Source organism: Paenibacillus sp. J22R67, assembly GCF_059692175.1.
This window is the reverse complement of record NZ_JCAUAX010000001.1, coordinates 285401-297499: the sequence shown is the minus strand read 5'-3', so window position 1 is coordinate 297499 and position 12099 is coordinate 285401. Positions and strand designations below refer to the sequence as shown.

General features: G+C 45.0%; 11 protein-coding genes. All 11 read left to right on the top strand.

Annotation, left to right across the window (positions count from 1 at the left end):
* The first annotated feature begins 55 nt into the window (after positions 1 to 55).
* Entirely contained in the window at positions 56 to 760 is a 705-nt protein-coding gene (locus AC58VC_RS01525; RefSeq protein ID WP_497367117.1) for a type II secretion system F family protein, read from the top strand.
* Between the two features lie 15 nt (positions 761 to 775).
* Complete coding sequence (locus AC58VC_RS01520; RefSeq protein ID WP_497367116.1) at positions 776 to 1003, top strand: Flp1 family type IVb pilin; 228 nt, start codon at positions 776 to 778, stop codon at positions 1001 to 1003.
* Entirely contained in the window at positions 993 to 1997 is a 1005-nt protein-coding gene (locus tag AC58VC_RS01515; protein ID WP_497367115.1) for a TadE/TadG family type IV pilus assembly protein, read from the top strand. The genes AC58VC_RS01520 and AC58VC_RS01515 overlap by 11 nt, the downstream gene beginning before the upstream one ends.
* A gap of 14 nt (positions 1998 to 2011) precedes the next feature.
* Positions 2012 to 4300: a TadE/TadG family type IV pilus assembly protein gene (locus tag AC58VC_RS01510; RefSeq protein ID WP_497367114.1), complete on the top strand. Its 2289-nt coding sequence runs from the start codon at positions 2012 to 2014 to the stop codon at positions 4298 to 4300.
* 17 nt (positions 4301 to 4317) lie between these two features.
* The gene (locus AC58VC_RS01505) at positions 4318 to 4983 is read left to right on the top strand and encodes a TadE/TadG family type IV pilus assembly protein (RefSeq protein ID WP_497367113.1); all 666 of its coding nucleotides are present in this window, start codon (positions 4318 to 4320) and stop codon (positions 4981 to 4983) included.
* A 29-nt stretch (positions 4984 to 5012) separates the two neighbouring features.
* A complete protein-coding gene (locus AC58VC_RS01500) occupies positions 5013 to 5519 on the top strand; it encodes an A24 family peptidase (protein WP_497367879.1) in 507 nt (168 codons plus the stop codon).
* A gap of 16 nt (positions 5520 to 5535) precedes the next feature.
* A complete protein-coding gene (locus tag AC58VC_RS01495) occupies positions 5536 to 6960 on the top strand; it encodes a DUF6382 domain-containing protein (protein ID WP_497367112.1) in 1425 nt (474 codons plus the stop codon).
* A 95-nt stretch (positions 6961 to 7055) separates the two neighbouring features.
* Positions 7056 to 8618: an ABC-F family ATP-binding cassette domain-containing protein gene (locus AC58VC_RS01490; RefSeq protein ID WP_497367111.1), complete on the top strand. Its 1563-nt coding sequence runs from the start codon at positions 7056 to 7058 to the stop codon at positions 8616 to 8618.
* A gap of 21 nt (positions 8619 to 8639) precedes the next feature.
* Positions 8640 to 8930 (top strand): Dabb family protein, encoded by a 291-nt coding sequence (locus tag AC58VC_RS01485; protein ID WP_145655012.1) that lies wholly within the window; start codon positions 8640 to 8642, stop codon positions 8928 to 8930.
* A gap of 154 nt (positions 8931 to 9084) precedes the next feature.
* Positions 9085 to 10134, top strand: a complete 1050-nt coding sequence (locus AC58VC_RS01480; protein WP_497367110.1) for a M42 family metallopeptidase — start codon at positions 9085 to 9087, stop codon at positions 10132 to 10134.
* Complete coding sequence (locus AC58VC_RS01475; RefSeq protein WP_497367109.1) at positions 10131 to 12089, top strand: ABC-F family ATP-binding cassette domain-containing protein; 1959 nt, start codon at positions 10131 to 10133, stop codon at positions 12087 to 12089. The genes AC58VC_RS01480 and AC58VC_RS01475 overlap by 4 nt, the downstream gene beginning before the upstream one ends.
* The last annotated feature ends 10 nt before the right edge of the window (positions 12090 to 12099 follow it).

Sequence of the window (12099 nt, the reverse complement as noted above, 5' to 3'; positions counted from 1 at the left end):
TCGCATGAAAATACTTTTTCCATGCAGTTATTTGTTAGTTGATCGGTTGAGCTTGATGGAAAAGCTACCAGATTTCACTTCCAAAATCCACCATAATCTAATTAAACTGCACGGCAGAAGTTTATCAGCTTATGGGAGTAAATGGTTTTTTGCAGAGATGATCTCGATGAGTTTGCTTTGTGTTGTGATTGTCACGCTTTTCTCGGCTCTTGCTGGGGGAGATGCTTCCCTATTGGGCTTTGGTTGTATCGTTGCGATTGCTCTACCCTTGCTCATAGTACGAGATTTGGATGTGAAAATCAGGAGGAAACAACTCATGATGATCATGGAACTGCCTGAGGTTTTGAGCACAATCGTGCTGCTCGTCAACGCAGGCGAAACCGTTAATCGTGCATGGATTCGCTGTGTAGAGGTTCGACCTCATAAAGCGAAATCACCGCTCTACATTGAACTAGCGCAAGCTGTTCATGAGTTGGAGATGAACGTCTCATTTACAAAAGTGATGGAAGACTTTAGTAAGCGTTGTGCGCTGCATGAGGTGTCTTTGTTTACTTCGGCCCTTCTGCTCAACCATAAACGAGGAGGAAGTGATTTCGTAGCGGCACTCCATTCACTTTCCTTGGAGCTTTGGCAGCGCAGAAAATCTGTTGCCCGAACGCTAGGAGAGGAAGCCTCCTCTAAGCTCGTTTTTCCCATGGTTCTTATTTTTGTCGTGGTCATGGTGATTGTCGCCATGCCAGCACTATTGATGATGAAATAATGGAGGTTAGAAATGATGAGAAGCATGATGGAAGGGTTGAAATCCTTTTGGAAGGAAGAAGATGGTCTTGGTACTTTAGAGATTTTATTGATTGTAGCTGTGCTTGTTGCCATAGCAATTATCTTCAGAAAATGGATAGTTTCGTGGTTTCAGAAGCTGATTGGGGATGCCAATTCGGACCTCAAGGACAACAGTTCGGTAGCTCCTTGCGCGCCAAGCCCAACGACTAGCTGTGCGCCATAACCGAAGACAACGTTTTAAGGATGGTGAGCAGGGAAGCTTTACATTAGAAGCATCCCTAGTGCTACCTCTCATCCTATTTTGTACAATAACCGTCCTATTCGTTAGCTTATACGCTTATCAAAAAGTTTATCTACAGCAAATCGCTAGAGCAGCAGCCGAACGGTTAGCTTTTACTTGGGATAACAGTCACAAAGATTTGGTGACAGGAAACTTTAATCCTTCGGAGACAGATGGGCTCTACTTTCGACTTACACAAAATCATGTGTCCGATTTATTTGGAAGGCTGGTTTCGAACGATCCATCTGAGATTGCACTTCCATCGGGGGCTGCTAGCGATCTCGTAGAGAGGAAGTTGGCTAAATCCTCTGAATTGCTGCCTCAAGGTGTGACTGGTTCAGCAAAGTTTTCTAATTTCATTCTAGACCAACAAGTCGAAGTTAAGCTTCATAAAGCTTTTCAGGCATCGCCAGTTATGGACAGATGGTTCAAGTCCAATCAAACAGGTGGAAGTGCTGTCTCGCATGTTGTAGAACCAGTTGAGCTTATCCGATTAACGGATATTACACGATCTTATATGAAAACGATCAAGGATCGGATTTCTCCTCAAAAAGCAAGAGAGGCACTTGCAGAACCTACTCAAAGTGATCTGTCAGGGCCAAGTATAACGATAAAATCGGAACGGCAGGCCGCCGCTTATTTGCGATCATTGGTTAGTGGCACCGAAGTCATTTTGACAACAGAATCTGGTAAAAGCCGAATAATTGACGCGTTGGATGTGCGTGGGATTGGTCATCAAGCCTTCTATAGCCTGACAGAGGCTCAGCTTCGGATGGAGCAGCTACCTAAGGACCTCGAGCTTATTCATCAAGGAACTCAAGTGAAAGGTGTGGTGTGGCATTTTTTCAAAAAAGATGCCAGCGGCAAAGGGATGCCCTCTAATGCTTTTCGAAAAGAGCTTGAGCGGAAAGGGATAGTCGTTGTCATTCATAATTAGAATGGGGGGAGTTTTTGAAGAGATTTGTTCGATCAGAAAGAGGAGCCGTTTCCGTCTATCTGATTCTAATCATTGTGCCGGTCTTTGTATTTCAAGCGGTACTCATAGATTTTGCGAGGATTAAATTAGCGGAAAAAGAGACGGAATCAGCGGTCAAGGCCGCTACGCGCTCGGTTATGTCATCTTTTGATACAAAGCTTCAAGCGATGGGCTTATACGGTTTGGGGATTTCGCAAGAAAAGTCTGAGGAAGTTTTTCGAACCGTGTTTGCTAATAATTTGTCAGGTCAGGTATCATCAGGAGCTTTTCATTATGTGGATACTAGGCCGAAAGATCAGGGAGTACGTGTTACACCCGTTTACTCGTTAGCCAGCCATGAAATTTTTGAGCGTCAATTGCTAGAAGATATGAAAATTAAGGCACCAATTGAGTTTACGCTAGAGATTACGGATAAATTTCGGAAAACAGGGACGAAGGCTCCTTTTCAGTTTGGAAGCCAATTTTCAAAGGAAGCAGCTGAGCTAGAGAAGCTCATAGATCAGAGAGAGAAGCAGCTTGATGAAGCTTGGCAGAGCAGTGAAGAGCTATATCGTAAAACGGGTTTATCCCACACCAATTATCAATCGCGGATAGCAGAATTGGACAGTTTAGCATCGCAAATTGGTATTCATACCGTAGATGAAGTGCGAAATGAAATCGTTCAGGTGGAAAATCAGCTGCATGCTGTTCAGGCATCGATAAGAGACTTGGATATGTCCATTGCCGCGATCAGTCAAGCAGGTCCAGGTGGTATGGCTGGCATGCAAGCCATTTTGGAATCTCGTCAGGCACTAGGGACTCAAGCACAAACATTAGCTCAAAAACTAAATGATCTCCAAAATCTGCTGCAATTAATTATCAAATATGCTGCGCTCCTGGCGGTTACGAAGCTCGAGGTTCAGGCAAATACCAAAGAAATCGGGTTATTACAGCAGACAATTGAGCCGGCATTACGTACAGCAAAGCAAAGAAATGATGAAATACGTACGAAGCTTATTGGGATTACTTCACGTCCTGACTCAGGGAATGCGGTGACCAGTGCGAATGAAGTTTTCCAAAGCGTTCCTGTGCTGGGGGATGAATACTTCTATAGGTACCAAACAGCTATTGCAAGCATTACAGCATTATTTACAGCTTTTGAAGATGTGATTGACTCTGTACTGCTGTATACAGCTGAAAATACAAACAAAGCTAATCAAGCCAATGATGCTTATTGGACGGAATCGCAAGATTTTAATCAAAAGCAAAGCATTTTAGAGAGAACGAGAATGGAACAAAATGGGGCTATCTCAGCAAATAAACAGCAACAAAAAAGTAAGATTCAAACGATCTTGGATCAAGCGAAGCAATCGATCGGTGGGTGCAGCTTAGTGAATGCTCAGAGTAGTGATGTCGAGCTGTATAATCGTCTTCAAGGTTCTGGTCCACAATCATCTTCATCTCCCAAAGGTTTCTACCAAAAGTATCGTGAGGCTAATGCACAGGAAGGTGCTATCGGCAGCGAAATTGCTTATGATCTAGAGAAATCTGAGCCCGTGAGCTTTAAAGCAATGGATATGCTTGAAGCCTTCAACAATGCAGCAGAGGTCATGCGTAATGAGCTTTATGTGAATGAATATGCGCTTACAAAATTCAATTACCGAACGCTTGCTTTAGAAACGAATCAAACAGGCAATCCCAAAGTTTCTAATGAGCGGGTAGATCCAAGATCTCACGCGCTAGCAAACCAAGAGGTAGAATATTTGCTATATGGATTCTCCTCATGTCCAGCAAATATTTCATCCGCTTATGCGGAAATGTTCTCATTACGTCTTGCCATACGTACCATTGAGGCGCTCCTCGATCCTAAAAAAGAACTGCTTAATCTTGGTTCACCGCTCCTGGTACTTTTGGCTGCAGCGGCAGAGGGGGCTGTTTTGGCTTTCCAAGACATGACAAAGCTGGTGAAAGGAGAGGCTGTAGAGTTATCTGCAAAAATTGCAGCCCCAGCCGTAAGCTTGACATACAAGGATTATTTGCGAGTCTTCATGCTCATCCATAGCAATAATACAAAGCAAATGGCTAGAATGCAGGCGCTCATTGAGCTCGAAACTGGAAAGGATTTAATGCAAGCTACGACTTACATACAGGGTAATGCCTCAAGTGATATTAAGCTGTGGTTTATTCCTCAGATCATGAAACTGTTGGATGGAAGCGGGTTATTAGGCTGTAAAGTGACAGGGAATCGCTGCCAATTTGTTGGCACAGCTGCAGTAGCGTACTGAATGTTAGGAGGGGCATCATGCTACATAAGTTTTATAGCGAACAAAAGGGAGGCATCGTGGTGGAAGCGGCTTTAATACTGCCTTTCTTCCTTGCCTTTGTTGTTGGCCTTGTTATTTGTATTCAAATCGCATGTCTAGAAATGGCGCTACAAGCCGGGGTTTCTGAAGCAACTAAATCTATAGCAGGTCAACTATTCCCGGTAAGACTTCTCGTGCAAGAAGCTAAAGTGAAGTTTGAGCAGAGCGGCCCAGCAGAAATAATGAATTCAGCTATCAACCATGTTCAATCTGCACGGGAACAAGTGTCCAACGCAGAAAGTTTAGCAGATGAATATGCCGCATATATCCCTGAACCACTGCTCGAATTAGTTAAATGGGAAAAAGAGAAGCGGCTGCAAGGTGAGGAGTTCGTGACAGAAGAGAAAGATGAGCTGTATGAGCAGCAAGTTAAACCCCGCATAAATGCTGCGTTTACGCCGATTGTATACGCTTTTTGTGATCGCTCAACCGTTCAGAGGAGTAACTTTAAGGTTATCTCAGTAACACTCCCAAGTCTGTATAACGACGGTGATGCTTATTTTGGAATTGAGGCGGAAATATCGTATCAACTTCCGGTTCCGTTTCTAAGTCAAACGATTCTTTTGAAAAAGAGGGCGTTTGAGCGGGCATGGGTAGGTGCTTAAATGCCGTTTCAGATAGAGGAGGGCTTTGAATTCACTATTTATTATTAATTTTTATTTCGATTGCTTTTGTTACTGACGTACGAAGAGCGGTAATCCCCAACAAACTTACAATCTGCGGAGTGGTCATAGGAACAATGTTGAATGTGTCAGTAAGCGGATTGAACGGCTTAATCTTTTCGTTTATCGGTGCAGGAAGCGCATTTATTGCGATGTTCCTGCTTTATCTTATCGGTGCGCTTGGGGCAGGGGACGTGAAGCTATTTACTGCTATAGGAGCGATGATGGGCACAAGTTTTGTTTTCCTATTGATGCTTTATTCCATTCTCTGTGCTGCTTTTATAGGACTTATTTTAATAATGATGCACAAACAAATGGCGGCTACGGGTCAGAAACTGGTGAAGTGGCTTTATTTAATCATCGTGTTACATGATCTGAACATCGTGATGGGGATGAAACGTGATCCTAATATCAAGTTTCCGTTTATGTATGCAGTTATGCCAGCCGCCATAATGACCTGGTATTACTCTTTTATTTGAGAGGGGAGGTGAGCCCGTGATAGAGGAAATATTCGGACTGCGCTACGAATTTGTCTATCAGCATGGTCATTATATGAGACTCTTTAAAGATGATGGAGTTGGTTTGACTGCAGATGCTCTTTCAGCTTTGCAAATTAAGATGCTTGAGGCTAACACGATCCCCCATATATTGCCGATCGAAATCCAAGAGGTAGATAATCAAATAAACTTGCTTTACAGCTTATCAGCTAAGAGAATGCTTGCTCAGGTGCTTAAAGTTGAGGAACTTTCCAAGTGCCATTTCGCCAAGCTCATGTATGCGATTGTTTGTGCAGTTGATGAAAGTAAGTATTACATGCTGCATGAGAAGGGATTTGTTCTGAAAGATAATCTCATCTTTATTGGCAGCGGCTGGTCTGATGTGTTTTTGACGTATGTGCCAATAGAACAAGGTATGGACGAATGGCATGTACACAACGCAATACTAGACTTAATGAGGCAGATTTGTTCGAAGTTGAATGACGAAACAAGGAGAGATTTAGATGCTGCGTTAGAGACAATGTCGAGTATCCAAAATCTACATGATTTCAAAATAAAACTATTGAAGCTTATGGATCAGCAATCTCCCGTTCAAGAGGGACTGCCAAAGCCGATTTGGAAACAAAATACGATGATTAAGCCCCCGAACCTAATCAGCCCAGTAGAAGATCGGCCGATTCAAACGCCAATTATGGACGTGAAGCAAGATTTAAACATTGGTCAAACGGCCGCTTTTACCCCAATTACACAGATATCTCAAATAATTGTCCTTATTGGTGTCATTCTCGTAGTGGCGTTTCTCTGGCAGCATTATATATCTTCTCCATCAACAAGTACGCTGCACCTGACAGCAGGATTAACCATTTTATTAGCAGACGTATGGTTTGTATTGAAATTTCTTGGGCTGCCGCGGTACAAAGGCGTTGGAGAGAAGCAATTGCCGTTTTTTTTCGGAAAACCAGATAAGCATTCTGAAAATAAGAGAGAGTCATCAACTGTATCCAAAGTTGAACCTCCAGACATTCATAGTCATTATCAAAATTTACATATGCATACAACATTAATTCAAAATAACACTAGAAATGCAACGATTTTCCTCGGGAATCTTAAGAGCAAACCCGAAGGGCCAAGGCTCGAAATGCAAAATCAAGGCATGCCGAAATCAGTGCCAATTCTTAGTGACCATTTCACAATAGGCCGAGGAGATGACAATTTAAAAGCAAATTATGTGTTGGAAGAAGCGGGTGTTTCCAGAATACATGCTGAAATAACAAAATGTGATCAGGGCTATGTGCTGAAGGATACAGGCTCTACGAACGGAACTTCTCTCAATGGAGAGACGCTAGTTACCTATCAATCTTACTTGTTAAAAGATGGCGACGAAATTCAGATTGTGTGCCAAACAATGATTTTTCGATATTGAAAATTTAACTATTTCCTGTCTAGCTATAGCAGTGGTATAATAAGAAGTCACGAGTATGTGCGATTTTTTAACAGACAGGAGTTTAGATTTTTAAAATGAGTCTTTTAACGATAGAGGATTTGAGCCACAGTTTTGGGGATCGAACGTTATTTAAGAATGTTTCCTTCCGTCTACTGGCAGGCGAGCGTGTTGGCATAGTTGGAGCAAATGGTGTGGGGAAGTCCACATTAATGAATATATTGACCGGGAAACTATTGAAAGATACAGGGAAAGTAGAGTGGACTCCAAGAATTAAATATGGGTATTTGGATCAGCATTCGGTCTTAGCGGCCGGCAGGACGATTCGCGACATTTTGCGCGATGCGTTCCTACCTCTTTTTGAAGAAGAGAAAGCGATGATGGCCATTACCGAAAAGATGGCGGATGCCTCGCCCGAAGAACTGGAAGTTCTTCTTGAGCAGATGGGTGAGATCCAGGAACGTTTGGAAATCGGCGACTTTTACTTGCTGGACGTCAAAATTGATGAGATGGCGAATGGACTTGGCCTTAATGCAATTGGGCTAGACCGTGATGTGACGTCACTCAGCGGTGGACAGCGGACCAAAGTTCTTTTGGCCAAGCTGCTCTTGGAAAAGCCAACCGTGCTGCTTTTGGATGAGCCTACGAACTATTTGGACGTGGAACATATTGAGTGGTTAAAAATATACCTCAAAGATTATCCATATGCGTTTATGCTGATTTCACATGATACGGAATTTATGAATGAAGTCGTTAACGTGATCTATCATTTGGAGTTTACGAAGCTGACTCGTTATACGGCGAATTATGAGAAATTCCTGGACATGGCGGAAATGAACAAATCGCAACATATCGATGCTTATGAGAAGCAGCAAGAGTACATCAAAAAACAGGAAGACTTTATTGCCCGCAATAAAGCCAGGGCCTCCACCTCTACGCGTGCCAAAAGCCGTCAGAAGCAGCTGGAGAAAGTGGATCGAATTGAAAAGCCAGAAAGCGCGATGAAACCCACGTTCATATTTAAGGAATCTCGTACAAGTGGTAGAATCGTATTTGAGGCAGAAAATTTGGAAATTGGATACGACCGTCCGCTTTTACCGAAAATGAATGTGACGATTGAACGCGGCGAGAAAATTGCGATCGTTGGTTGCAACGGTGTGGGGAAATCTACGCTGCTCAAAACAATTCTAGGGAAAATCGAACCTTTCAGCGGCAAAACGTATCAAGGCGATTACTTAAGCCCAGCTTACTTTGAGCAAGAGGTTAAAGCGCCCAATATGACGCCGATTGACGACGTTTGGAATGAGTTTTCCTCGATGAATCAGAATGAAGTCAGGGGCGCTCTAGCAAGATGTGGTTTGAAAAATGAGCACATCACGCGTGCCATGAGCATGCTCAGCGGGGGAGAACAAGCCAAAGTAAGGCTTTGCAAACTGCTGATGAGAGAAAGCAACTGGTTGTTGTTCGATGAGCCAACAAACCATTTGGACGTTGTTGCCAAAGAAGAACTCCAAAGAGCTTTGATCGCGTATAAAGGAACGGTTTTGCTTGTTTGTCACGAACCGGAATTTTATGAAGGTTGGGTAACTAGGGTTTGGGATGTGGAAGAATGGTCTGCCAAAGTAGAAGTAACGAATTAACCATTTAGGAGGAAATGTCCAATGTTAACTCATGTTGTGTTTTTTAAACTCAAAGATCGTAGTCCTGAAGCTGTAGAAGTAACGAAAGCGGTTCTTACGAATATGGAAGGAAAAATTCCCGTATTGCGCCATATTGAAGTAGGGACAGATATTCTTCATTTGGAGCGTTCGTATGATATTGCTTTGATTACAAAATTCGATTCTTTAGAGGATTTAAAAGCATATGACACTCACCCTATTCATGAAGGTGTGAAGGCTCATATGAAGACAGTACTTGATGGGACTTCCATTTGCGTTGATTTTGTAAGCTAATTGGGTTTGAAAAACATAAGGGAACAGTGTAGTATCCTTAGAAGGGGTTAGCATTGCGGCTTATGCCGCTAACGCAGCTAAAATTCCTAGGCTGCACTGTTTTTTGTGTGTTTATAGGAATCTTAATAAATTATAGAAAAGGGAGGAATCCCAATTGAAATCCAAATTAAATAAAGCTTATATGACGGAAGTGCTCGAAATGCTGCTGCGTACACCAAGTCCGACAGGTTATACGCACCACATTATGAAAAAGGTAGAACAAGAAGTGAATAAGCTTGGTTATGAGCTTACATATACGAATAAGGGCTGCGGCATTGTAACGGTTCCAGGAGTCCGTAATGACCGGGTTATTGGTATTTCTGCGCACGTGGATACCCTTGGTGCGATGGTTCGTTCTATTAAAGAGAACGGCACGCTTAAGATTACTTCATTGGGCGGATTCATGATGGGCGCTATTGAGAATGAATATGTTCAAATTCATACACGTGACGAGCGTGTTTATGATGGGACGATTCTCACATCAAGGCCATCTGTACACGTTTATGAAGATGCCAGAGAGTTCAAACGCGATGAAGCCAACATGGAAGTGCGCATCGATGAGCTTGTAAAGTCCAAAAAAGAAGTTCAGGAGCTTGGCATCCGGGTTGGGGATTACATTTCCTTCGATCCACGTGTACAAGTGAAGGAAAATGGCTTCGTGAAGTCTCGTCATTTGGATGATAAAGCGAGTGTAGCTTCGTTGTTCGGTCTGCTTAGACTTATCAAAGAAGAAGGCTTGAAGCCGCTCTTTACGATAAAACTGTTTTTCTCCAATTATGAAGAGGTTGGACACGGGTCTGCCTTCATCCCAGAAGATATTACGGACTTTATTGCCGTTGATATGGGTGCGCTTGGCGATGACTTGAGCGGTAGCGAACGTGATGTCTCCATTTGCGCTAAGGATTCGTCAGGTCCTTACGACTATCAGATGACTTCCAAAATGATCGAGCTTGCCGAGAAGCTGGAAATCGGCTATGCGGTTGATATTTATCCAAGGTATGGCTCAGACGCCTCGGCCGCGCTCAAAGGTGGACGCGATATTCGCGCAGCGTTGGTAGGCCCTGGTGTTCATGCGTCACACAGCATGGAGCGGACGCATATGGATGCTGTAGTTAACACAGCAGCCCTTCTTGCAGCTTACGTCATGGAGCCTGTAGAAGCATGAATATTTTGAGTGCAGTCAATATTACCAAAACTTTTGGCGACAAAGTTTTGTTCGATGACATCAACTTCACGGTGAACGAGAAGCAGCGCATCGGTCTCATCGGCGTGAACGGCACAGGCAAGTCCACGCTGCTGAAGCTGCTAGCGGGACTGGAAACAGCGGATCGCGGCAAGCTCTTGCACGCGAACCATTTCCGAGTGGAATTCTTGCCGCAGAACCCGGAGTTCGATCCGAACTCCACAGTCCTTGAGCAAGTATTCCACGGCGACACGCCGCTCATGAAGACGCTGCGCGACTATGAGCTGGCCCTTGCTGAGCTGGAGCTTGATCCCTCCAGCGAGAAAAAGCAAGCGCGGCTGTTCACAGCCCAGTCGCGCATGGATGAACAAGGTGCCTGGGAAGCCAGCACCTTGGCCAAAACCGTGCTGATGAAGCTAGGCATCAGCGAGTTCGACAAGCCCGTCGGCCTGCTGTCCGGCGGTCAGCGCAAACGCGTCGCCATGGCGCGCGTTCTGATCCAACCCGCCGATCTGCTCATCCTGGATGAGCCGACGAACCATATCGATAACGAGACCGCTATCTGGCTCGAGGAATACCTCGGCAAGTGGCGCGGCGCGTTGCTGCTCGTTACCCATGACCGGTACTTCCTGGAGCGGGTCACGAACCGCATCCTGGAACTGGACCGGGGCAAGATCTACAGCTACGAGGGCAACTACGAGGCGTTCCTCGAGAAAAAGGCGGAGCGGATGGAGTCCGAAGCCGCCAGTGAAGATAAGCGGCAGAATCTTATGCGCCGCGAGTTGGCCTGGCTCCGTCGCGGCGCGAAGGCGCGTACGACGAAGCAGAAGGCGCGCGTGCAACGCGCCGAGGATCTGCGGGACCACAAAGTGGACGGTCCCGCAGATAAGCTAGACATGGCGCTGGCTGGCAGCCGCCTAGGCAAGAAGGTGATGGAGCTGGAAGCCGTCACCAAAGCTTTCTCAGGCGGAAAGACGCTGCTGAGCGACTTCAGCTACATCGTGATGCCGAAGGATCGCCTCGGCATCATTGGCCCTAACGGCAGCGGCAAATCGACGCTGCTGAACATGCTCGCAGGGCGCATTCAGCCCGACAGCGGCACGATCGAGACCGGCCAAACCGTGAAACTTGCGTATTACACACAAGAAACGGTTGAGATGGATGAGAAGATGCGCGTCATCGATTACATCAAGGAAGCGGCTGAACTGATCCGTACGTCGGATGGCGAAACAATTCCTGCTTCGCAAATGCTCGAACGTTTCATGTTCTCTCCCACACTGCAGTGGTCACCTATCGGGAAACTGTCAGGCGGAGAACGCCGCAGACTATATTTGCTGCGTACACTTATGGGAGAACCGAATGTGCTGCTGCTCGATGAGCCGACGAACGATTTAGACATCCAAACGTTGACCATACTGGAAGATTATCTGGATAGTTTCCCAGGAGCCGTTATTACCGTGTCCCATGATCGATACTTTTTGGATCGCACGGTTACGCATCTGTTTGCTTTTGATGGCCAAGGAGGAATCGAGCCTTACATTGGCAATTACTCTGATTATTTGGAGGAGAAGCAAGAGCAAGAAGAGGCAGAGCAAGCACGTAAAGAATTGGCCCGTCAAGTAAGCAGCAATGCTGGCAATAGCAAAGCAGCAGCCAATAATTCCGCAGCTTCAAGCGGCTCAACGAATTCAAACCGTCCTAAGAAGTTAACGTTCAAAGAACAGAAGGAATGGGATGAAATCGAGGGAACGATTGCTGCTTTGGAAGACAAGGCGGCAAGCTTGAAACAGCAGATTGAAACGGCTGGCAGCGATTTTGATCGCGTACGCGAATTGTATGAGCAGGAGCAGCAAACAACAGCCGATTTGGAAGCAGCAATGGAAAGATGGACTTATTTATCCGAGTTGGTAGAAGAAATAGAGCGAAATAAGTTATGATAGAAGAAAC